The 21,289-nt window shown below is 71.1% G+C and carries 19 protein-coding genes and 1 tRNA gene; 10 read left to right on the top strand and 10 right to left on the bottom strand.

The features are described from left to right. Positions 1–4 precede the first annotated feature (4 nt). From E6U81_RS15475 to E6U81_RS15465, 3 genes are read left to right on the top strand one after another with little or no spacing between them, the layout of a single operon-like run. Positions 5–2,602 (top strand): phosphoribosyltransferase, encoded by a 2,598-nt coding sequence (locus E6U81_RS15475; RefSeq protein ID WP_240803830.1) that lies wholly within the window; start codon positions 5–7, stop codon positions 2,600–2,602. Beyond that, on the top strand, positions 2,599–3,429 hold the full coding sequence (locus E6U81_RS15470; RefSeq protein ID WP_136230666.1) for an HAD family hydrolase: 831 nt from the start codon (positions 2,599–2,601) through the stop codon (positions 3,427–3,429). The genes E6U81_RS15475 and E6U81_RS15470 overlap by 4 nt, the downstream gene beginning before the upstream one ends. Then, positions 3,426–4,085: an O-methyltransferase gene (locus E6U81_RS15465; protein WP_136230665.1), complete on the top strand. Its 660-nt coding sequence runs from the start codon at positions 3,426–3,428 to the stop codon at positions 4,083–4,085. The genes E6U81_RS15470 and E6U81_RS15465 overlap by 4 nt, the downstream gene beginning before the upstream one ends. Positions 4,086–4,106: 21 nt before the next feature. On the opposite strand, the gene E6U81_RS15460 is transcribed toward E6U81_RS15465, so the two are convergent. The 3 genes from E6U81_RS15460 to E6U81_RS15450 all read right to left on the bottom strand — a co-directional run bounded on the left by E6U81_RS15460 (position 4,107) and on the right by E6U81_RS15450 (position 6,679). After that, positions 4,107–4,331 (bottom strand): zinc ribbon domain-containing protein, encoded by a 225-nt coding sequence (locus E6U81_RS15460; RefSeq protein WP_031145967.1) that lies wholly within the window; start codon positions 4,329–4,331, stop codon positions 4,107–4,109. Positions 4,332–4,519: 188 nt separating this feature from the next. Then, positions 4,520–5,071 carry a DUF4383 domain-containing protein gene (locus E6U81_RS15455; protein WP_136230816.1) on the bottom strand — a complete coding sequence of 184 codons (552 nt, stop codon included), beginning with the start codon at positions 5,069–5,071 and terminating at the stop codon, positions 4,520–4,522. Positions 5,072–5,395: 324 nt separating this feature from the next. After that, positions 5,396–6,679 (bottom strand): hypothetical protein, encoded by a 1,284-nt coding sequence (locus tag E6U81_RS15450; protein ID WP_136230664.1) that lies wholly within the window; start codon positions 6,677–6,679, stop codon positions 5,396–5,398. A 65-nt stretch (positions 6,680–6,744) separates the two neighbouring features. Between E6U81_RS15450 and E6U81_RS15445 the strand changes: the two genes are divergently transcribed. The 3 genes from E6U81_RS15445 (at position 6,745) to E6U81_RS15435 (ending at position 9,781) form a co-directional block, all read left to right on the top strand. Further along, positions 6,745–6,819, top strand: a tRNA-Val gene (locus E6U81_RS15445). A 560-nt stretch (positions 6,820–7,379) separates the two neighbouring features. Further along, a complete protein-coding gene (locus E6U81_RS15440) occupies positions 7,380–8,381 on the top strand; it encodes a hypothetical protein (protein ID WP_136230663.1) in 1,002 nt (333 codons plus the stop codon). A 281-nt stretch (positions 8,382–8,662) separates the two neighbouring features. Continuing rightward, positions 8,663–9,781: a glycosyl hydrolase gene (locus E6U81_RS15435; RefSeq protein WP_240803829.1), complete on the top strand. Its 1,119-nt coding sequence runs from the start codon at positions 8,663–8,665 to the stop codon at positions 9,779–9,781. Positions 9,782–9,949: 168 nt separating this feature from the next. Here E6U81_RS15435 and E6U81_RS15430 read toward each other — a convergent pair whose 3' ends face one another. After that, entirely contained in the window at positions 9,950–11,092 is a 1,143-nt protein-coding gene (locus tag E6U81_RS15430) for a glycosyl hydrolase (RefSeq protein ID WP_240803828.1), read from the bottom strand. Further along, positions 11,085–12,329: a glycosyltransferase family 2 protein gene (locus tag E6U81_RS15425; protein WP_240803827.1), complete on the bottom strand. Its 1,245-nt coding sequence runs from the start codon at positions 12,327–12,329 to the stop codon at positions 11,085–11,087. The genes E6U81_RS15430 and E6U81_RS15425 overlap by 8 nt, the downstream gene beginning before the upstream one ends. Positions 12,330–12,759: 430 nt before the next feature. On the opposite strand from E6U81_RS15425, the gene E6U81_RS15420 reads away from it, so the two are divergent. Together E6U81_RS15420 and E6U81_RS15415 are read left to right on the top strand one after the other, a co-directional pair. Continuing rightward, positions 12,760–14,079, top strand: a complete 1,320-nt coding sequence (locus E6U81_RS15420) for a UDP-glucose/GDP-mannose dehydrogenase family protein (protein ID WP_136230661.1) — start codon at positions 12,760–12,762, stop codon at positions 14,077–14,079. A gap of 583 nt (positions 14,080–14,662) precedes the next feature. Beyond that, complete coding sequence (locus E6U81_RS15415) at positions 14,663–14,953, top strand: hypothetical protein (protein WP_206309939.1); 291 nt, start codon at positions 14,663–14,665, stop codon at positions 14,951–14,953. 18 nt (positions 14,954–14,971) lie between these two features. On the opposite strand, the gene E6U81_RS15410 is transcribed toward E6U81_RS15415, so the two are convergent. Beyond that, entirely contained in the window at positions 14,972–15,634 is a 663-nt protein-coding gene (locus E6U81_RS15410; protein WP_136230660.1) for a DUF4389 domain-containing protein, read from the bottom strand. 400 nt (positions 15,635–16,034) lie between these two features. Here E6U81_RS15410 and E6U81_RS15400 point away from each other — a divergent pair, with 400 nt between their 5' ends. Both E6U81_RS15400 and E6U81_RS15395 read left to right on the top strand, forming a co-directional pair. Further along, entirely contained in the window at positions 16,035–16,697 is a 663-nt protein-coding gene (locus E6U81_RS15400) for a hypothetical protein (protein ID WP_240803826.1), read from the top strand. A 16-nt stretch (positions 16,698–16,713) separates the two neighbouring features. Next, positions 16,714–16,938 (top strand): DUF2277 domain-containing protein, encoded by a 225-nt coding sequence (locus E6U81_RS15395; RefSeq protein ID WP_046775049.1) that lies wholly within the window; start codon positions 16,714–16,716, stop codon positions 16,936–16,938. Positions 16,939–17,033: 95 nt separating this feature from the next. Here the strand turns inward: E6U81_RS15395 and E6U81_RS15390 are convergent, their stop codons facing one another. The 4 genes from E6U81_RS15390 to E6U81_RS15375 form a co-directional block, all read right to left on the bottom strand. Then, positions 17,034–17,564, bottom strand: a complete 531-nt coding sequence (locus E6U81_RS15390; protein ID WP_240803825.1) for a hypothetical protein — start codon at positions 17,562–17,564, stop codon at positions 17,034–17,036. A gap of 234 nt (positions 17,565–17,798) precedes the next feature. After that, positions 17,799–18,440 carry a VTT domain-containing protein gene (locus E6U81_RS15385; protein WP_136230659.1) on the bottom strand — a complete coding sequence of 214 codons (642 nt, stop codon included), beginning with the start codon at positions 18,438–18,440 and terminating at the stop codon, positions 17,799–17,801. A gap of 206 nt (positions 18,441–18,646) precedes the next feature. Next, positions 18,647–20,317 carry an alkaline phosphatase D family protein gene (locus E6U81_RS15380; protein WP_136230658.1) on the bottom strand — a complete coding sequence of 557 codons (1,671 nt, stop codon included), beginning with the start codon at positions 20,315–20,317 and terminating at the stop codon, positions 18,647–18,649. A gap of 118 nt (positions 20,318–20,435) precedes the next feature. After that, positions 20,436–21,080: an HNH endonuclease family protein gene (locus E6U81_RS15375; protein ID WP_136230810.1), complete on the bottom strand. Its 645-nt coding sequence runs from the start codon at positions 21,078–21,080 to the stop codon at positions 20,436–20,438. Between the last annotated feature and the right edge of the window lie 209 nt (positions 21,081–21,289).

The following is a 21,289-nucleotide window of genomic DNA, read 5'->3' as shown; positions in this document are numbered from 1 at the left end:
TCCGGTGGCACAGCAGACGACGAGGAAGGGCAAGACGATCGACGAGGTGTGGTCGGGTACCTGGGTCGCGGACCGGCTGGGCGTCGGCCTGCACGACTCCGAAGGGGGTCCGCGGCCGGGTCCGAGGCTGAGCCCGCGGCTGACGGAGCTGCTGGGCCTGGCCCTGCGGCGCAATCCCAAGCGGGCACACCTGCTCGTCTCGCAGGTGCTGGGCAAGCACGTCCCGCAGTCCCCGCACACGGTGTACGCCGCCGGGTACGGGCTCGGGACCCGCGTACGGGCGCTGCTCGGCGACGAGGCCGCGGCAACCGCCGTGGTCCTCGGCTACGCCGAGACCGCCACCGGGCTCGGCCACTGCGTCGCGGACGGCCTGGGCTCCGCCCCGTACCTGCACTCCACCCGCCGGCCCGTGCCGGGCGTGGCGACGGCCGGCGGCTTCGAGGAGGCGCACTCCCACGCCACCTCCCACCTGCTGCTGCCCGAGAACCCGGCGCTGCTCGCCGGCGACGGGCCGCTCGTCCTCGTCGACGACGAGTTCTCCACCGGCAACACGGTCCTCAACACCATCCGCGACCTGCACGCCCGCCACCCCCGCTCGCGCTACGTGGTCGTCGCCCTCGTGGACATGCGCTCCCCGGCCGACCGCGAGCGGCTCACGGCCTTCACCGCCGAGCTGGGCGCCCGGGTGGACCTGATCGCCCTCGCCTCGGGCACGGTCTCCCTCCCGGACGGCGTCCTCGCCAAGGGACAGGCGCTGGTCGAGGAGTACGAGCGGACGGCCGGAGCGGCTGCGGCGGACGCGGCGGCTGCGGTGGGCGTGCTGGACCCGGCGGCTGCGGCGGGTGCGGCCGCGCCGACAGGCTCCCCGCGGCCCGTCCTGCGCGTCGACCTGCAGTGGCCGCGCGGCCTCCCGGACGGCGGCCGCCACGGCTTCACCCCCGCGCACCGGCAGCGCCTGGAGGCCGCCCTGCCGGACCTCGCCGCCCGGCTCACGGCCGCCCTCGGCAGCGAGCCCGGCCGGGTCCTCGTCCTCGGCAACGAGGAGCTGATGTACGCGCCGCTGCGCCTGGCCAAGGCGCTGGAGGAGACGGGCGCGGCCGCCGAGGTCCGCTTCTCCACCACCACCCGCTCCCCGGTGCTCGCCGTGGACGACCCCGGCTACGCCATCCGCACCCGGCTCGTCTTCCCGGCCCACGACACCCCCGCCGACGGCCCCGGCGACCGCTACGCCTACAACGTCGCCCGCCCGGCGGACGGCGCCGGCTTCGACACCGTCGTCGCCGTCGTGGACTCGGCCGGCGACACCCCCGAACTGCACACGGGACTCCTCGCGGCCCTCGCGCCCCACACCGGCCGCCTCGTACTGGCCGTCGTCCCGTCCTACGTACCGCCCAAGGCGTCCACGTCCTCCATACCGTCCGGCACGCCCGCCGGCACCCGCGACCACCGGCAGGAGCCGATCATGACCGAGCCCCTGCGCGGCCCCGCCTTCTCCTCCTACGCTCCCGAGGACGTCGGCTGGCTGCTCCAGGACCTCTCCGGCGTCCAGCTCGAAGCCCCGACCGAGGAGCGCGAGGAGGCCATCCAGGCAGGCGGTGCGCACTACGCCGAGTCCCTGCCCGTCGAGTACCAGCCCTCGCCCCAGTACCAGGAGCTCTACCGCAGCGCGCTGACCGCCTCCGCCGCCCGCGTGGCCCGCGCCGTCGGCACGGTCACCGAGACCGTCCTCGCCGAACGCTCCCCCTCCCCGGTCCTGGTCTCCCTGGCCCGCGCCGGCACCCCGGTCGGCGTCCTGATGCGCCGCTGGGCCCGTGCCCGGCACGGCCTGGACCTGCCGCACTACGCCGTCTCCATCGTGCGCGGCCGCGGCATCGACGCCAACGCCCTGCGCTGGCTGGCCGCCCACCACGACCCCGCCGACGTCGTCTTCGTCGACGGCTGGACCGGCAAGGGCGCCATCACCCGCGAGCTGAAGGAAGCCCTCGCGGAGTTCCCCGGCTTCGACCCGGAGATCGTCGTCCTCGCCGACCCCGGCTCCTGCGTGCCCACCTACGGCACCCGGGAGGACTTCCTGATCCCCTCCGCCTGTCTCAATTCCACCGTCTCCGGACTCATCTCGCGTACGGTTCTGAGGTCCGACCTGGTCGGGCCCGCCGACTTCCACGGTGCGAAGTTCTACCGCGAGCTCGCCGGAGCCGACGTCTCCGTCGAGTTCGTCGACGCCGTCGCCGCCCACTTCGACGACGTGGCGGACGCAGTCGACGAGGAGGTCAAGGAACTCCTCGCTGCCGACCGCACCCCCACCTGGGAGGGCTGGGCGGCGGTCGAGCGGATCAGCGAGGAGTACGGCATCCACGACGTGAACCTCGTCAAGCCCGGCGTCGGCGAGACCACCCGCGTACTCCTGCGCCGGGTGCCGTGGAAGATCCTGGCGCAGCGCGGCGCCGGGGCCGACCTGGACCACGTACGCCTGCTCGCCGAGCAGCGCGGCGTCCCGGTGGAAGAGGTCGACGGGCTGCCCTACACCTGCGTCGGCCTCATCCACCCCCGATTCACGCGCGGCGCCACCGGCGCCGACGGAAAGGCTGTGGCCTCCAAGTGACTGTCCTCGTAGCCAGTGACCTCGACCGTACGCTCATCTACTCGGCGGCCGCCCTCGGTCTGACCATGCCCGACCCGGAGGCCCCCCGGCTGCTGTGCGTCGAGGTCCACGAGAGCAAGCCGCTGTCCTACATGACGGAGACGGCCGCGGCGCTGCTGGCGGAGCTCACCGAGGACCCGTCCGTCGTCTTCGTCCCCACCACCACCCGCACGCGCAAGCAGTACCAGCGCATCCGCTTCCCCGGCCGCCCGGCCCGGTACGCGATCTGCGCCAACGGCGGGCAGCTCCTCGTCGACGGTGTGCCGGACCGCGACTGGCGGCGGCAGGTCGCGGCCCGTCTGGCCGAGGAGTGCGCCCCGCTGGCGGAGGTCCACGAGCACCTGCTGGCCACCGCCGACCCGGCGTGGCTGCGCAAGGCGCGGCTCGCGGAGGACCTCTTCGCGTACCTCGTCGTCGAACGCGCCCTGGTCCCCGACGAGTGGCTCAAGTCCCTGACCGAGTGGGCCGCGGCCCGCGGCTGGACGGTCTCCCTCCAGGGCCGGAAGATCTACGCCGTGCCGCGCCCGCTCACCAAGAGCGCGGCCATGCACGAGGTAGCCCGCCGGACCGGATCGACCACGACCCTGGCCGCCGGCGACTCCCTCCTCGACGCCGACCTGCTGCTCGCGGCAGACGCCGGCTGGCGCCCGGGCCACGGCGAACTGGCCGACGCGCGCTGGACGGCACCCTCGGTGACCGCCCTCACCGAGGCGGGCGTCGTGGCCGGCGAGGAAATAGTGCGCGCATTCGCCCGCGAGGCCGGGCGGCTCGGCAGACTGGACGCATGAGCAAAGGCAACAGCACGAAGATCACGGACGAGCTGTACCAGTACATGCTCGACCACAACCCCCCGCTGGACTCCGTTCAGCGGGGGCTGGTGGCGAGGACCTACGCCACGTTCCCGGACGTCGCCGGGATGCAGTCCGCGGAGGAGCAGGGGCCGCTGCTGGCCTTCCTCGTCCGCCTGACCGGCGCCCGCCACATCGTCGAGGTCGGCACCTTCACCGGCTTCTCGGCCCTGTCGATGGCCCAGGCGCTGCCCGCCGACGGCCGCATCATCGCCTGCGACGTCTCCGAGGAGTGGACGGCGTACGGCAGGCAGGCCTGGGAGGAGGCCGGCGTCGCCGACCGCATCGAGCTGCGCATCGCGCCGGCCCTGGAGACCCTGCGCGCGATGCCCGCCGAACCCCACATCGACATGGCGTACGTGGACGCCGACAAGGAGAGCCAGATCTCCTACTGGGAGGAACTCGTCCCGCGGCTGCGCCCCGGCGGCCTGATCGTCACGGACAACACGCTGTACCACGGCACGGTCCTCGACGAGTCGGCCACCGGCTCGGCGGCGGGCGTGCGCGCCTTCAACGACCACGTCGCGGCGGACCCGCGCATGGACTCCGTCCTGCTGGCGATCTCGGACGGCCTGACACTCTCGCGCAAGCGGTAGAGCAGGGTCCGCGGCGGGGGGTCAGCCGCAGCCGCCGCCTCCGCAGCAGCCCCCGCCGCCCGCTCCGCCCATGGGGCGCGCGGCCGCGGGGGCGCTGCTCGACCCGCCCACGGCGACGGCGGACAGCAGCTTGACGGTGTCGGCGTGACCGGCCGGGCAGTCGGCGGGGGCGGAGGACTCGGCCATGGGGCGGCTGACCTCAAAGGTGTCGTCGCAGGTCCGGCAGCGGAATTCGTAACGAGGCATGCGCACAGGCTAAGCGCGCCCGCCGCCCGCGCGCTACGCATCCCGAACGGCTCCTGAACGGTGTCGGACCCCTGAACGGTGTCGGACCCCTGAACGGTGTCGGACCCCTGAACGGTGTCGGACCCCTGGTCCCTGGTCCCTGGGGACGGAGCCGGACCCCTGGACGCCGTCGGGCCTCGTCGGGCTTCCTAGACGGTGTCGGGTCGCGCGAGCCGTCCCTGCGCCAGACGCGCCCGGTCCTCCCGGGCGGCCTGCTCGGGGTGGCGTGCCCGCCAGTACGGATTGTCGTGCGGCAGCGCGCTGCCCACCCGCCCGTACATCCCGAACCACATCAGCATCACGCCGACGACGAAGCTGAACAGCACGTTCTGGATCCTGAAGGCCAGGAAGTTCAACCCCGTGTCGAGCAGCGCGAGGTTCACGAACCCGCTCGCGATGAACAACACGCCCAGCACGATGTTCAGCGTCGAGGCGAAAGTCCCGCCGATCACCATCCCGGCGATGAGCAGGCCTCCGATGCAGATCGACAGGACGCTCAGCGCACCATTGGTGTTCAGCGCGAGCACCGTGTCGCCGCCCGTGTCGAAGAACCCGATCCGGTCGACCAGGCCCAGGATCCCGAAGACCACCAGCAGCACACCGGTCAGCCCCGCCCCGACCCGGTACACCTGGCTGAGCTTGTGATCGGTGGGCAGATGGTCGTCGAGCCGTGCATTGACCGGATGCAGGGCGCGCTGCATCCGCCGCGCCACCGGGTGCGGGTCCTGCGGCACGCGGGGCTCGTACGGCTCGTGCGCCACGTAGGGCGCGTAGTGCTCGTGGGGCTCGGTGCACCCGTAAGCCGCGTGGGGCGCATACGGCGCGTGGGACACCGGGGGTACCTGGGACGCACGCGGCTTGTGGAAGGTATGGGCAGCCATGGAGGCCTCCTCTGCTCCGTCCCGTACCCTCCAGCATCCGTCGCCGGACGCCCCACGACAACCAGCGAGGGCACGCAGCGGGGCAGGGGCAGGAGCAGGAGCAGGGGCATGGGCCGGTGCCGGGGCTGCGACGGCCCGGACGACTCACCCGTGGCCGAGCTCCTCCCGGATCCCGGTCACCACCCGGTTCACGGAAGCCCGTACGGCCTCCATCTCCCGGAGGAACGCCCAGTAGTCCGGGTGCCGCTCCTCCAGCCCCTCCAACGCCCGGCCCACCCGCGCCACCGCATCGTCCAGCGGCCGCGCGTGCCGCGGATCCGGCACACTGCGGCCCGCCATCGCCAGCCGCTGCGCGTCCCGGATCGCGAAGCGGGTCCGCTCCACCTCCGCCTGCGGATCCCGCGCCACCGCCTCCAGCCGCGTCAGCCGGTCCTGCGCGGCCGACACCGCCTCGTCCGTCGCGTCCAGCGCACCGCGGACCGCCTCGATCAGCGTCCCCACGTCCGCCCAGCGCTGCTCGTCCCGGGCCACGCCCGCCTCCCGCAGCTGCTCCTCGGCCCGCGACACGTCCCGTACCGCCTCGTCCGGCACGTGCTGGAGGTCCTGCCAGCAGGCCGCGCTGAACCGCCGCCGCAGCTCGCTCAGCACCGGATCCACCCGGTCCGCCCGATTGCGCAACGCCTGCGCCCGCGTCCGCAGGCTCACCAGCCGCCGGTCGATCTCGGCCGCCCGCTCGGGCAGCCGAGCCGCCTCGGCCCGTATGGCCTCCGCGTCGCGCAGGATCCGGTCGGCGCGCTGCACCGTCTCCTGCACCCCGTGCTGCGCCGCGCCCTGGTTCAGCTTGGTCAGCTCCGGCCCCAGCGCCGCCAGCCGCGCGGCCAGGTCGTCGGCCCGCATCCCCTCGGCCCGTACGGCGTCCAGCGCGTCACTGGCCCCGATCAGCGCGGCCCTGGCCCGCTCCCGGGCCGGCGCGACCCGCGCCAGCTGCGTCTCGGCCTTGTCCAGCAACGGCTGCAGGCCCTGCGCGAACCGGTCCAGCTCCCCCTTGACCCGCACGAGTTCATCCCGGGCGCGCGTCAGCTCCTCCCGCGCACGCGTGGCCACCGAGGCCTCCAACTCCGCCCGGTCCAGGTCGTGCGCGTCGACCGCGTCGATGTAGACGTGGCTGACCTGGTCGATGCGCTGCCCGAGCGCGGCGAACTCCTCGGTCGCCTGCCGCGCCGCGGGCGACCCGTCCGCCGCGGCGATGGTCTCGATCGAGATCCGCAGATCCCGCTGCGCCGTGTCCAGCTCGTAGAACGCGGCCGCGGCGGCGTCCTTGGCCGCCTGCGCATCCGCCCGCCGACTCTCGTCCCGCCCACCGAACCACCGCCGGGATGCCGTCGCCACAGTCCCTCTCCCGTACGTGTCCGCCATGCCCCGGTCCATTCTCTCCCACGGGAACGGGTTTGCGTGGGGGGTGCGCCCGCCATGTAGGCTGTCCACTCATCCACGGGTGCGTAGCTCAGGGGTAGAGCGCTGCTCTTACAAAGCAGATGTCGGCGGTTCGAAACCGTCCGCGCCCACCAGCGAAAAGGCCCCCAACCGATCTTGGTTGGGGGCCTTTGACGGCTAAAAGTGACGGCAGTCCCTCACGCGCTCGGCCGCCGTCGGCGCAGCAGCCGGTCCATGTGCCCCATAGCCGCCCGCCGCCCGCCGTCAGCCACGTGGACGCGCTCTCCACTGGGAGCGTAAGCGGCGGCTGATCATGTCGTCACCCGGTAGTGCGTGTTGTGACGTCCCGTGAAGTGGGATGGCCGTGATCCGAGGCTGAGTGGTCGCCCCGTACGGATCCGGTCGGCGTCCGTGGCGGGTCGTGCCTCCGGCTCGGCAGGACCTGTGGAGCAGGCTCCGGTGCGCGGGCAACAGATCTCGCTGTGGAGGGCGGGACCTTCGATCCCGTACGGAGCGGGAAGACGGGCCAACCGCGGTCTCGCTGGGAGTTGGGGGAGGGGCTGCTGGAAACCTCCAGGTCTTGAGTGGATGCGGGGACAGAGCTGCCCCGGTCTTTGACGAGGGGGGCCGCCCGTTTGCGTAGTCCCGGAAATGGGGTGCCGGGATGTCGGTTGGGCTGCCTATGGTCGTGCTCATGACGACGACGTTTGAGCTTGTGCCCGGGGTGATCACGACGCGTGATGAGGTCGTGGCAGCGTTCGGCGGTGGGAAGTATCAAGGCATCGAGCCGGCCAACGAGGCGAAGAAGGTGTTCGTCTACTCCGACCCGTCCGCGGGCGAGGAGTATGGGTACACCTTCGATGGCCGCGCCGAGGACGATGAGTACGGTCCGCTGTACCTGTACACCGGCTACGGCGCCAACGGTGACCAGGAGATGAAGAGCCGCAACAAGTCCCTGCGCCACCACGTCGAGGACGGCCGCGAGCTGCACCTGTTCGTCGCACACGGCAAGGTGCCGGGAAGTAGCGGAGCCATGCGCCAGCGCTACATCGGGCAAATGATGGTGGACCCGATCAACCCCGTGGAGATCCGCCGAGGACCGGGCCAGGACCACAAGATGCGTAACGCCCTGGTGTTTCGCCTGCGGCCGGTTCCGGGGTCGACGCCGGCCTGGAGGGAAGAAGACTGGCTCAAGCCGGCGGCAGGCAACGACGTCGAAGACGTCGACACCGTCCCTATGATCCCTGCGCAGACCAGCGTGAAGGACAAGAAGTCCGAGCAGCACACGACCTCGGAGACGATCGCTGACGTTCCCGGAGGGCCGCGCACGGTTCTGCGCCGCGAGGGCCTGCTGATGGAGGCGTTCAAGAAGGACCTCGAGGCCGCCGGCCACGTACACAAGTCGTTCCAGATCACCATCGCCGGCGAGATGGGCGCCCTCACCCCGGACCTGTACGACATGACCGATCACGTGCTGTACGAAGCCAAGGGACTGACCACCCGCACCAACATCCGCATGGCGATCGGCCAGCTGGCCGACTACCGCAGGCACCTTCCCAACCCGGAGCGACTGAGGGCGGCTGTACTGCTGCCCAGCGAGCCGAGCAAGGACGTGAAGGACCTGCTGGCCTCGCAGAACGTTTACCTCGTCTACCAGAACGAGGACGGCTTCACCGGCTTCCCCCTGGCGACCTGAGAGCCGACGCCGGGCCTGGGGGCCACTGCCATGGCGCCCGTGGTCGGCCGTCATGGCAGCGAGCCGCTTGGCCTAACAGCCCGGTCGCGGTGACGTGCTGCGTGATGTGTGTGGAGGGCCCCCGATGTGGGCGTCGGGGGCCGGATCTGGCGCTGGTTGCCATGGACTCCAGGCTGTCCCGCGACCGGCACCGCAGCACCGGAACCCGGCGCCTCGGTGCTGTCGGGGTGGGCGGTGGGCTCGGCAGTCGGAGTTCTGCGCCCACCAGGTAGGTTTCGCGTGTGTCTACCTGTCATAGAACCGCCTTCGCCGGCCCCGCGGCCGTCCGGTCGGGTCGCCGGGCGTTTCCCGCGGTGCTGCTGGCCCTGTCGGCGGTACTGACGGGCTGTTCCGGCGCGGGAGCTCCCGAGCGGTCGGCAGAGAGCTCGGCCGCAGAAAGTCCTGCGGAGCAGAGCGCGGCCCCTCCCGCCCCCACAGCGCCGGCCGTCTCTCCGGCTGCCGAGCGGCTGATCCCGGGGCGGGGCAAGTACTTCGGAGTCAGCACGCTCAAGACGCCGTGGTCGCCGCAGGAGACGGACATGGTGGCGCAGCGGGCGGGTGTGCGGCCGAACCTGCTGGAGTACTTCGCGAAGTGGACCGAGGACTACCGCCCGGACGCCGTCGACGCGACCTACCAGCAAGGCGCCGTCCCGCTGCTGACGTGGGAGCCCTGGGGCTCGGCGGCGGCCGGGACCGAGCAGCCGGAGTACGCGCTGGCGGAGATTTCGAGCGGCCGCCACGACGCCTACATCAGGCGCTTCGCCCAAGACGTGAAGGCACACGGTCGGCCATTGGTGCTGCGGTTCGCGCACGAGATGAACGGCACGTGGTTCCCGTGGGCGGAGCGGCGCAACGGGAACAGCGCCGGCGAGTACGTGGAGGCCTGGCGCCACGTCCACGACATCTTCACCGAGGCCGGCGTGCGCAACGTGGCCTGGCAGTGGAGCCCGAACATTCTGCGCACGGTGGAGAAGGTCCGCCTGCAGCCGCTGTACCCCGGCGACAAGTACGTCGACATCATCGGCCTGAGCGGTTACAGCAAGCACGAGACGCGGGCCGCGGACGTCTTCGAACCGGCTCTCAAGGAGATGCAGGCGTTCACCCGGAGGCCCGTCCTGATCGCCGAGACCGGTGCTCGGCCCGGCGACGACAAAGCCCTGTGGATCGCGGACTTCTTCACCTGGGTGCGGGGGCGTCCCGACGTGATCGGCTTCGTGTGGTTCGAACGGAGCACCGAGCAGGGGGGCAAGCAGGACTGGCGGTTCGCGGAGACCGCCGAGACGCAGAACGCCTTCCGCGGGGGGCTCGCCGGCCTGGAGCTTGCGGACGCTCCGGGCGGCGAGCCGATTCCGTCGGGCTGAGCCCTCGCCGGGTCCGCCGCCGGATCCGCCACCGGCGGACCCGGCGCGCGGCGCCATGCGCCGGTCAGCTGGATCTCTCCGCCTCGCCCGGGCGGTGTCCGGGGACGGTTCCCGGTGCGGGCCTCTTCAGCGTGGTCGTCGGCCCCGGAGCGACTTCTCCGGGGAGAGTCAGCCGGACCGTCCGACGGTCGACACGAGGTCGGTTGCGCTGAGTCCCGTCCTGAAGGACTCGGTCGTCGCCGCGTCGATGGTGAAGCGCCAGTCGGCGCCGCCGCCTTCGTTCTCACTGCGCTCGAACCAGATGAACCCGATGACGTCGGGCTCCTTGTTGAGCCAGGTGAAGAAGTCCGCGGTCCAGGGTGCCTTGAGGGGACCCGGCCGGGCACCTGTCTCGGTGATGAGCACCGGGTGGGCGGCGAACTCGCGCAGGGCTTCCAGGGTGGGGTCGAACACCTGGGCCGCACTCTTCTCTTCTGCCGCGTAGCCGACCAGTCCGACCCAGTCGACGTACTCCTTGCCGGGGTACAGGGCCTGAAGGCCCACCTTCGGTACGGGGCGCAGGATGTTCGGACTCCACACCCAGATGACGTTCTCGGCTCCGGCGGCCTTGAAGAGCCCGTGGATGTGCTGCCACGCCTTGACGTAGTCGCCCGGTTTGTTGCCGCTGCGCTGCTCGGACCAGGGATACCAGTTGCCGTTCATCTCATGGGCGAAGCGCAGGGCGATGGGCCACTTGTGTGCACCGACGCCCTTGGCGAAACGACTGATGTACGCATCGTGCTCACCCGCCGCGATGGACGCGAGGGAGTACGCGGGCTGGTCCAGCCCTGCCTTGGGGCCCGCCCAGGGCTCCCAGGAGAGTACGGGCAGCATGCCCTGCCGGTAGGAGGCGTCGACCGCCTCTGGCTTGAAGTCCTCCGTCCACTTGACGAAGTACTCGACCATGGTGGGGCGGGTGCCGGCTGCGGTGGCCACCTTGTCGATCTCTGCGGTGGACCACGGTGCTTCGAAGGTGCTGACGCCGAAGTGCTTGCCCTGCGGCGCGAGGAAGTCCGCGCGACCGGGTATCGGCTTGACGGTCGAGCCCGGCTTGAGCCGCTCGGTGATGCCCGGCCTGTTCTCCTGCTGTCCGAAACCCGCGAAGGCCGGGGTCGCGTTGGACTGCACCAGCAGGTAGACGCCGTAGCTGAGCCCGCAGAGCAGCACCAGGTTGAAGGCCATCCACAGCCGGAGCCGGACGCCGGTACCGCGGTTCCACCAGCGCAGGGGCTTGCGGCGCCGACTGTTGGCCCTGGCCCTGGCCCTAGACACTCATCATCACCGATCCGAACAGCAGGGCTCCGCCGAGGAGGTAGGGAATGACGACCAGGGGGCTGCGGGCGCTCTCACCGGCGAAGCTGTCGGCGCGCGTGCCCCAGCTCGCGTTGTGTGCCATGCGGAAGAACCCCAGCAGTCGTACGGGCAGCAGGAGGAACGTGTTGATCAGCATAAAGACCGGGAGGAAGAGCATGTCCTGAGGGCGGTACGCGAAGTGCCTGCCGAACCTGACCGCCATGGAGAGGACGGACATGACGGCCGCGAGGGCCAGGATGAAGAGCAGTGCGTGCCAGTGCACCTCGGGCAGCGGCAACTCATTGTAGATACCGGGCTTGTCCCGCTGGAAGGCGGAGACGCCCCACGACGCGAACGTGCCGAGCAGGACGAACGGGACGAGGATGTCCGCCATGTAGAAGAGCCACAGGATCTTGGCGTGCCGGAGCATCCACCAGAACATGCGCATCGTGTTGTACTGCGAACCGCGCGCCCAGCGGTACTGCTGCTTCGCCAGCTTCTTCAGTTCCAGGGGAGCGTCCGTGTACACGAGAGACGTGGACTGGTAGACGCACTTGTAGCCGGCCTTGAGCGTGTAGTTCGTCAGGGTCCGGTCGTCGCTCACTTCGAGGAAGACTCCCAGGAACTTCTCGCTGAGGAAGTCCTCCATGCACGTGTCGAGTATGTGCTTGCGGAAGGCGATGGTGCGGCCGGGCAGGCAGCCGACGGTGCCCACGACGCTCATGGCGGGCAGCGAATACTGGCACCGGACGCTCTCCAGCCAGTCCGCCCAGCGGGTCAGGACGGAACGGCTGGGGTCCAGGATGCGCTGGCGGGTGGTGACGCCGCCGACCCTGCGGTGGCGGAACGGCTTGAGCAGCTCGGAGAGGGTGTCCTTGGTCCAGATGGTGTCCGAGTCGACGAGCACCGCGATCTCACCCGTGGCGTGCTCCAGGCCGACGCGCAGGGCATTGCGCTTGCCGGGTATCTCGGTCCAGAGCCACATCACGCCGACGTCGTTGCAGATCCGTTCGAGCTCGGTGTTCCGCCGACCGTTGATCACGACGATGATCTCCGTCGGCTGCTGGTCGATGATGCGCTGGAGAACGGACCTGAACAGGTCCTCCGGCTCGTCGACCACCGGGATGATGACGGAGGTCGAGGTGCTGTAGGTCCGGGTCCAGGGCTTGTAGCGGCGGGCCAGCAGGATGCGGAGCACCCAGAGTGACCAGATCATCGTCATGAAAACGGCGAACGGGTAGACACTCCCGTGATTCCACCATTCTCTGATCTCGAGCAGAAACGCGAGCATGTGCCATCCCCGGAACCGGGCCGTCAGGCGCAGGGCGCGTGACCGCACATGTCCCGTCTGTGTGTAGAACGAGTGAAGAGACCGCGAAGGCTCCGTCGAGCGAATTCTCAGGACCCGGTCAAGCTAGGGGAGCTAACGAGTCCCTGAACTGCCTCAATTCGGTCATTACGGCTCAATCCTCGACTGTGAGTCCCAATCGTTCCAGGATTGATGTCGAAAAGATGCCCGATCCGTTACAACCTTCTCGCGTCGCCACTGTAGGTCATCGGGTGAATTCGGGGGCGTTCTGTGGGTTTAAGGTGTTGATCCAAACAGAGAAACAACCGCACACAGGGCGGCTGACCGAGGGGGCCGCATGCCTTTCCGCGTCACAGTAATAGGCACCGGCTACCTCGGTGCCACACACGCGGCCTGCATGGCCGAGATCGGACACGAGGTGCTCGGGGTCGATGTCGACCCGGAGAAGGTCGCCGCGCTGCAGGCCGGCCGGGCGCCCTTCTACGAGCCCGGCCTGGAGGCTCTCCTCGCCAAGCATGTGGCCGGCGGTCGCCTGCGGTTCACCACCTCCTACGAGGAAGCGGCCGCATTCGGCGACGTGCACTTCTCCTGCGTGGGAACGCCGCAGGCCAAGGACGGCTACGCCGCGGACGTGCGCCACGTCGACGCGGTGATCGAGGAACTCGCGCCCCATCTGAAGCGGCCGTGCCTGGTGGTGGGCAAGTCGACCGTGCCGGTGGGTACGGCCTCTCGCCTCGCCGATCGGCTGGCTGAAATCGCACCGGTCGGCGAACTCGCCGAGCTGGCCTGGAATCCCGAGTTCCTGCGCGAAGGCTTCGCGATCGAAGACACCCTCAGTCCCGACCGGCTGGTGTTCGGCGTGCGGTCCGACACGTCGCGAAAGACCCTCGAAGAGGTCTATCGGCCGGTAATCGACCAGGGGACCCCGGTCGTCGTCGCCGACTTCCCGACCGCAGAGCTGGTCAAGACGTCCGCCAACGCCTTCCTGGCCACCAAGATCTCCTTCATCAATGCCATGGCAGAGGTCTGTGAGGCCGGCGGAGCCGACGTCAGCAAGCTTGCAGAGGCGCTTTCCCACGACGAACGCATCGGCGGCCGGTTCTTGCGTCCCGGTGTCGGATTCGGCGGCGGCTGCCTGCCCAAGGACATCCGGGCCTTCATGGCCCGGGCCGGAGAGCTCGGTGTCGATCAGGCGCTCACCTTCCTCCGGGAGGTGGACTCCATCAACATGCGCCGCCGTACGCGTACCGTCGAACTGGCGCGGGAACAGTGCGACGGGCAGTTCCTGGGGCGCAGGATCACCGTGCTCGGCGCCGCGTTCAAGCCCGACTCCGACGATGTGAGGGACTCGCCCGCGCTCAACGTGGCGGGCCAGATCCAGCTGATGGGGGGTGACGTCACGGTCTACGACCCCAAGGCCATGGACAATGCGCGCAAGTCCTTCCCGAGCCTCGGCTACGCCCAGAGCCTGGAGGACGCCCTGCAGGGGGCGCATCTCGTCCTTCTGCTGACCGAATGGGACGAGTTCCGCACCTTGGATCCGGAGCTGCTCCGCGACGTGGTCGCCGTACCGCGCGTCGTCGACGGCCGTGGAGTACTGGATCCCGCGCAGTGGCGTCAGGCCGGATGGACCTATCGGGCACTCGGCCGGCCCTGACACACGCCTGCCACCTGCGCAGGCTCGGGGGACACTTGTGGATTCGCTCGGGTCTGCGTTCAGTGCCCTGGTCCGGGGTGCGCCCGCTGTCGCTTTGCTTGTCGGTGCGGCAGCGGTGGGCGCCGCGGTGCGCCGGCGGCGGAAGGCGATCGCCGTCCTGGAACGCGAGGTGCGGTAGAGCGCCCTCCCAGCGGTGCTCGTTGCGACCTGCCGACCTACGCGGCGCGAGGCGCTGCCGGCGGGCGGAGCGGCTCGTGGCGGCGTCACACCTTCCAGGGGTGTCAGGCCGGCGGCGCGTGCTTCGTGGTGTCAGGCCGGCGGCGCGTGCTTCGTACTGCGTGGCGTGGAGCCCATGACCGTAGGCCTCCAGCGCGCTCTGCCGTGGGCTTCCACGAGGCACGGCGGGACGGTCTCGGCCAGTTGCCCGGCCATGGCACCGAACAGCTCGACGGCCCATTCTGTCGCTGGACTCGCGGCGTGACGCCCTCCCCTGCGCGAGCGGAACGCGGACCTGCACCTCCTGGGCACGCACGGGTGCACGGGGGCATGCACCCCCGTCGGGGGCGGCGGCATCATGAGAGCCATGAATTCCGGAACCGGCTCAGGGCCGATCGAGAGCACACGGGTCACGGCCGTCGCCGACGGCGCCGCGCTTGTCTTCGCGTGGGATGCCGACGCGCGGATCGAGGTGCGGGACCTCGGGGGCGAAGTCGTCATCGAGGCGAATGCCGCGGGTCTCAGAACGCTTGCCGGGCATCTTCTGGTGCTGGCCGGCGAGGGGGTTCCGGATGGGGCCCATCTGCATCTCGACGACGGCAACGGACTGGCGGGCGGCTCCGTCGGCCTGGTCCTGGAGCGCGCCGACGACGAGTGAGCCCGCCAGTCCGGCGTGTCAGGCGGGCCTGGGGTCGGGGCCGCCGGAGTCCAGGCGGAACGGGGGGTACTTGTCGGTCATCAGGGACGCGTAGGCGAGGACGCGCAGCGTCCAGCGGAACAGCCCCATGAGGAAGTCGAAGAGGCCCCGCGGGTAGCGCCCGGTGCAGGCCAGGATCACCACCGCGACCAGGGACAGCAGGCCGATGAGGCCGGTGAACGGGTTGTAGTCGTCGATGTACCGGTATGTGGTCCAGCTGCTGGTGGCCAGCACGCCGATGACCAGCAGCTGCGGGATGACCAGGAGCCACTTCACCAGCACCAGCCAGCGGGACAGGCGCTCGGGATAGGCGACGTCCACGCGCACCCGGTACTCGGGCACGTCCTTGAGGGTGAACGGCGGGTACTCGTCGGTGCCGAGCACCATGGAGCAGTAGTAGTACACGCGCGTGTTCCAGCGTATGACGCCGACGTTGAAATCGAATAGCGGTCGTGGATATCGGCCGGTGATAAGGATGCAGAAGAAAGCGACCAGGCTCACCAGTAGAAAAGCGATCTGCAGGAAGAACAGGCAGATGTAGTGCGGGATGGCGAATACCCATTTCACCAGCCACATCCATCGGGTGAGCCGGGGGTCCAGCGTCGCCTCGACGCGCAGGGGGTAGGCGGAGGTGGAGAGCATGACGGTCACATCATTTCGTGTGCGGGCCGCACGGGCAGGGCCTGCGGGCGGATTGCTTTTCCGCCATTAGGCCCCGGAATGCAGATGCGGGTCATGTCACTGGATCGCGTGACAGGGAAATCCGTGACTTGACGGGCGTGCTCTCTCCTGACATGCGAAGACCCCCGGCCCAGTGGGGGTCGGGGGTCTTTCGGTCGGCTCAGGCGTTGGGACGCTTGCCGTGGTTGGCCTTCTTCTTCTTGCGGGCCCGCTTCTTGTTGCCTCGCTTGGCCATGGTGACAGTCTCCCTACTCTCGGTGACCTTCATGACGCCGCCAGTCTAGGCGCGGGCGGGGGCATACGCACCAGCGCCGCCCCGCGCACCCTTGGCCGACGCAGCACGGCGTGGGATCGTCGGACGATGGGCGACTGGCTCGCATGGGGTGCGGTGGCCGCGGCGGTGGTCGCGGCCGCGCTGGTAGTGGTGGTTACGGAGCGCTCCCTGGGCGGGGGCTTCGAGCGGAAACGGAACGAGGAGCGGGAGCGGCTGCTCGCCCACCTCGCAACCGAAGCCGCCGGACCGAGCATCGCCCTACCCGGCCCCCGGAAGTTCGAGGACGTCGGCGGCATCCGGCACCCGCACCCGCCCCCGCAGGCGGAACTCGGTGACCGGCGGGACGACTTCACCCCGATCCTCGTGGAGTACTACGCCTACGGGCTCACGCAGGCGCGCAGCAGCTTCGGAACGAGCCAGCGCTTCGCCGGCGCCGGCGCGGCGATCCTGCTCCTCGGCATCGGGCTCGCCGTCCGGAAGGCGGAGGCCGGCGGGGAGCTGTACCTCGGCATCGTCACCAGCGCGACGGGCCTGGTCACGACCCTGATCGGGCAGCTCTTCCACCGCCGGGCCGACATCGCCCTGCAGCACATGGCCGACCAGACCGCCGCGCTGCGCGACGACCGCCGGGCCGCAGAGACGACCCAGCAGGCCATCGGGCTGCTGGAAACGGTCGACGACCCGGAGCTGAGGTCCCGCCTCCAGGCCGGTCTGATCATGAAGCTTTCCGGGGCCGAACTGCCCCGGTGAGCGGGATAGTGGAGGCATGTGCCGATCCATTAAGACCCTGCGTCCGCCCGCCATCCCCGAGAAGGCGACCGAGGAGGAGATCCGGGCCGCCGCCCTGCAGTACGTACGGAAGGTGTCCGGGTTCCGGGTGCCCGCCGCACACAACCGGGAGGTCTTCGACGCGGCGGTGGACGCCGTCGCCGAGGCCACCGCGGCCCTGCTCGACGGGGTGCACGTACGGGGGCAGGCCGCCCCCGCGTGATCCCCGGCCCGACAGGCCCCGCCCCGCCCGGCCCGGGGCCATGTCCGGCCCGACAGGCCCCGCCCCGCCCGGCCCGGGGCCATGTCCGGCCCGGTCTACGCAGCCGCGCGCCGGCGCAGCACCCACACCCCGCCCACCAGGGCGGCTGCGGCGAGGGTGCCGCCGACGGCGATCTGGGTCGTGCTCATCGAGCCGATGCTGCCGCCCGTTCCGCCGCGCGCGGCCCCGGGGGTGACCTGGAGGGAGACGGTGACGCTCTGGCCTCCCGGGCCCCCGCACTCGAAGGTGACCCGGTGGGCGCCGGGGCTCGCGTTGGAGAAGACCGTGGCGTTGCCGAAGAGGTTGGTGGCCTCCAGGTTTCCGGGAGTCAGCCGTACCTCGTTGAACGCGGTCGACGTGACCCTGGCGACCTTGGTCCCGCACCCCTCGACGTTCAGGGCGACCCGGCCGCCCGGGGCGACCGTGGTGGGGGAGACGCTGGCGGAGGGGGCGGCGTGGGCGAGCGTGACGGGCGTGACGGCGGCGACGATGAGGGTGGCGGCCGCGGCGGTCATCAGACGGCGCGGAGCGGCGGACCGCGAGCGGGGTGCGGTGGCCGGCGGCTGGGCGAGCGGCGTGGCGGGCATGGAGAGAACTCCTCGGCTCCTCGAAACGGCGCGGCCAGGCCACGGGTGTGACGCGGATTCGGTTGCGCACCGTTCTCCGGACGCTAGGAGCCGGGCCCGCAAGCGGCGATCGGGGCCGGGTGAACGGGTGAGCCACTGCTCCACCCGGGTGAGCCCGCCGGGCCTGTCGGGACCGCCGAGCCTGCGGCGACCGCCGGGACCGCCGGGACCGTCGGGTCGGGTCCGGGGCTCCTCCTACGCGGCGGGGGTCGCGGCCGGGGCCGAGGGCGGGCGGCGTACGAGGAAGGCCGCGAGGGCACCCGCGGCGAAGAGGGCGACGATCGACACCGCGGTGCCGAGCCACTGGGTGCCCAGCCACTGGGTGCCGAAGTAGCCGAGGGCCACGCTGTAGCCCGCCCACGCCATACCCGCCAGGACCGACCACGGCAGGAACTCCGCGACCTTGCGCTGGGTCTTGCCCGCACCCAGGGACACCACCGAGCGGCCCGCCGGGGCGAAGCGGGCGATCACCACGAGGGCGCCGCCACCGCGTGCGAGGGCCGCACCCAGGCGCTCCTGGGCGCGCGTGAGCCGACGGGAGCGGGCGATGGCCCGGTCCAGCCGGGCCCCGCCGCGCCGGCCCAGCCGGTACGCGGCCATGTCGCCCAGCACCGATGCCGTCGTCGCGATCACGAGCAGCAGCAGGATGTCCGGCACCTGCTCGGGCCCCGGAACCGGCACCGGGCCGGCCGCCCCGGCGGCTGCCGCTGCCGCCGCGGCAGTGATCACCAGGACCCCGCTCGGCAGTACCGGGAGGAAGACATCGAGCACGACGGACAACGCCACCAGGGCGTAGATCCATGGGCTCGCCGTCAGCGACCCCAAAGTCTCAAACAAAGTGGGACTCCCCAGTCCGGTTGACGTGCTGCGGCATGAAGCGCCGCGACGTCGCGGGGAGCGGCAGGGGCGGCTGACAGCCATACAGCGTACGCCCGGCACTCCCGCCCCGGGCGCCCGGGGCGCATCGCACACCACAGCGGCGCCAACTCCGCTGCCGCCCAACGCGCCAGGCCATCGCCCCGGCCGCGCCACCGGCCTCGCCCCTACTCCGCAGCCGTGAGCTCCCGGTCCAGCACCGTCACCAACCGCGCCCGCCCGCGCCTCTTGCGCGCCTGGTCCAGTCGCAACCGCGCCGTCCGCCCGGACAGCGCCAGCGTCATCAGCTGGTTCCCGAACCAGGGACCGCCCGTACGCCGCCAGTTCAGCGGCGGCCGACCCGTCCGCCCGTGCAGGGAGAAACCGCGCCCCAGCCACCGGCCGGTCCGTGACCAGCCCAGCCGGAAGCCCCACTTCACCACGGTATGAATGGAATTGTGAACCGGCGAGCACGTCAGCTGGAACACCCGCGCGGTACTCGGTATTCGGGGCTCGGCCACATACGCGTGGTGCACGTCCCCCGACAGCACGCACACCGTCGCCGGCGCCCGCGGCCCCGTCCCCACTTCCTCGATCAGATCCGTCAGCGCCGCGAACGACGCCGGGAACGCCGCCCAGTGCTCCAGATCGCTGCGCCGCCGCAGATTCTCACCGATCCGAGCCCACCGCGGCCCGCGCTCCCCGCGGCACAGCGCCGCATTCCACGTCTCCGCGTCATGGATGAGCGGCGGCATCAGCCAGGGCAGCGAGGACCCGATGAGCAGGTGGTCGTAGCCCCCGTGCCCGGCGAGGGCGTTCTCCCGAAGCCACTGCTGCTCCGCCGGATCGAGCATCGCCCGCCCGTCCTCGGCCAGTACCCGCGCGGCCCGGGTGTCCACCATCAGCAGCCGGGTCCGCCCGAAGTCGCGCCGGTAGCTCCAGCGCACCGTGGCCGGATCGGCGTCCGCCGCGGACGCGTAGGCCCGGAGCGCGTCCGTGCCGTCGGGGTCCTCGCGGACCGCTCGGTACAGCGCGTCCGCCGCCAGCTCGGCGGCCGAGAGATTGCCCAGGTGCTGGTACACCCAGTACGACATCAGGCCGCTGAGCACGCGCTCCCGCCACCACGGGGTCGCCCGCATCTCGGCGAGCCACGCCGCGCTCGTGTTCCAGTCGTCGATGACGTCGTGGTCGTCGAAGATGTGCAGGCTCGGCACCGTCGACAGCAGCCAGCGGATCTCCGGGTCGAGCCACGACTCGTAGTAGAGCCGGGTGTACTCCTCGTAGTCCGCGACCTGGGCGCCGGGCGCCTCCCGCAGATCCCGGCGGGCGGCCAGCCACTGCCGGGTCTCCCGCGACAGGGCATCGGCGTACACCTGGTCGCCGAGCAGGAGCAGGAGGTCCGGGCGCTCCGCCTCCGGGTCGGCGGCCAGCCGCGCCGCGAGGGTGTCGAGCGCGTCCGCCCCGTGCGGCCCGTGCCGGCCCGCGGGCGGCGCGGCCTGCCGGCAGGAGCCGAAGGTGACGCGCAGCCCCGGCCCCGGCCCGGGCGCCGGCCTGCCCGCTCCTGCCACGGCCGGAGTGGTGATCGTGCTCGGCGGGAAGCCGCTGTCGGGCAGGGGCCACACCTGCCGGCCGTCGAGCAGCACCTCATACGGCGTCGAGGCGCCCGGGGTCAGTCCGGTCACCGGCACCAGCGCGTAGTGGTGTCCGGCTATCTGGAAGGTCCGCGCGCTGCCGCCGGCCCCGCCCGCACACCGCACTTCGGCCGTGCACGGGCGGTCGGCCTCGACCCATATCGTCGCCGCCGCGCCCGTGTCCCAGTCGACGTGGCGCAGCAGCGGCCCCAGACGCAGTCCGGCCATGCAACTCCCCCTCCTCCGTATCCCCTTCGATCACGGTACGACGGGGAGGGGGAGCCACGCCTCCCCCTGACGGGGGAAAGATCGGCCGACAGCGGGTCGGCGGCCGGTCGGGAGCCGGTCAGCAGCCGTTCAGGACGCTGACCAGCGCCGTCTTCTCGCCGGAGTCCATGCTCAGACCGTAGTACTGCTTCACGTTGACCCACATCCGTGCGTACGTACAGCGGTAGGACGTCCGCGAGGGCAGCCACTTGCCGGGGTCGAGGTCGCCCTTGGCCTGGTTGACGTTGTCGGTGACCGCGATGAGCTGCGGGCGGGTGAGGTCGTTGGCGAACTGCTGGCGCTTGCTCGTGGTCCAGGAATTGGCGCCGGAGCGCCAGGCCTCGGCGAGCGGGACGACGTGGTCGATGTCGAGGTCGGAGGCGGCCGTCCAGGTGGCGCCGTCGTACTCCGAGTACCAGCTTCCGCTCACCGCCGCGCAGGAGGAGTCCTGGACGACGTTCACCCCGTCCCGCTTCAGCACGGTCTCGCGGGTGTTGCAGGACCCGGAGACGGTGCTCCAGTGCGGGAAGAGGTCGCGGCTGTACCCGCTGGTGGAGCCTTCCGTCTTCGGCGTGACCGTCGCGAGGTACGCGCGGGCGGCCGAGGCGCTCATGGGGGCGGGCGGGGCCGCCTGGGCGGTCGGGGCGTTGAGGAGGGAGGTGAGCGCGGCCAGCGCGGCTGCTGACGCGAGCACGCCAATTCGACGCGCGTAGACGTTGGGTATGAGTGCCATGAGGGGCTCCCTGGGTGCGGGGGGTCAGGCCGATTCGCCCCGGCGGGGCGTGGCCATGCTGGCGCCACCGGGTTGCGAGGGGATGGGCGCTGGGTGACAGCCTGGCGACATGGGCACGTCACATCAAGCCACACAAGGCCCCTGATTTAAATGGAAGTTGAGATTCCGCAGTCGTGGGGCGGGTGAGGCGGAGGCGGGGC

Origin of the sequence: Streptomyces sp. A0592 (assembly GCF_004795115.1) — a bacterium.
Taxonomy (GTDB): domain Bacteria; phylum Actinomycetota; class Actinomycetes; order Streptomycetales; family Streptomycetaceae; genus Streptomyces; species Streptomyces erythrochromogenes.
This window is presented reverse-complemented; position numbering and strand designations above follow the sequence as displayed.

Excerpts from the sequence above, each read along its gene's own strand:
- E6U81_RS15395 (WP_046775049.1), top strand. The coding sequence starts at position 16,714 with ATGTGCCGATCCATTAAGACCCTGCGTCCGCCCGCCATCCCCGAGAAG.
- E6U81_RS15420 (WP_136230661.1), top strand. The coding sequence starts at position 12,760 with ATGCCTTTCCGCGTCACAGTAATAGGCACCGGCTACCTCGGTGCCACA.
- E6U81_RS15400 (WP_240803826.1), top strand. The coding sequence starts at position 16,035 with ATGGGCGACTGGCTCGCATGGGGTGCGGTGGCCGCGGCGGTGGTCGCG.
- E6U81_RS15380 (WP_136230658.1), bottom strand. The coding sequence starts at position 20,317 with ATGGCCGGACTGCGTCTGGGGCCGCTGCTGCGCCACGTCGACTGGGAC.
- E6U81_RS15425 (WP_240803827.1), bottom strand. The coding sequence starts at position 12,329 with ATGATCTGGTCACTCTGGGTGCTCCGCATCCTGCTGGCCCGCCGCTAC.
- E6U81_RS15450 (WP_136230664.1), bottom strand. The coding sequence starts at position 6,679 with ATGGACCGGGGCATGGCGGACACGTACGGGAGAGGGACTGTGGCGACG.
- E6U81_RS15460 (WP_031145967.1), bottom strand. The coding sequence starts at position 4,331 with ATGCCTCGTTACGAATTCCGCTGCCGGACCTGCGACGACACCTTTGAG.
- E6U81_RS15440 (WP_136230663.1), top strand. The coding sequence starts at position 7,380 with ATGACGACGACGTTTGAGCTTGTGCCCGGGGTGATCACGACGCGTGAT.
- E6U81_RS15415 (WP_206309939.1), top strand. The coding sequence starts at position 14,663 with ATGAATTCCGGAACCGGCTCAGGGCCGATCGAGAGCACACGGGTCACG.
- E6U81_RS15465 (WP_136230665.1), top strand. The coding sequence starts at position 3,426 with ATGAGCAAAGGCAACAGCACGAAGATCACGGACGAGCTGTACCAGTAC.
- E6U81_RS15410 (WP_136230660.1), bottom strand. The coding sequence starts at position 15,634 with ATGCTCTCCACCTCCGCCTACCCCCTGCGCGTCGAGGCGACGCTGGAC.
- E6U81_RS15390 (WP_240803825.1), bottom strand. The coding sequence starts at position 17,564 with ATGCCCGCCACGCCGCTCGCCCAGCCGCCGGCCACCGCACCCCGCTCG.
- E6U81_RS15455 (WP_136230816.1), bottom strand. The coding sequence starts at position 5,071 with ATGCAGCGCGCCCTGCATCCGGTCAATGCACGGCTCGACGACCATCTG.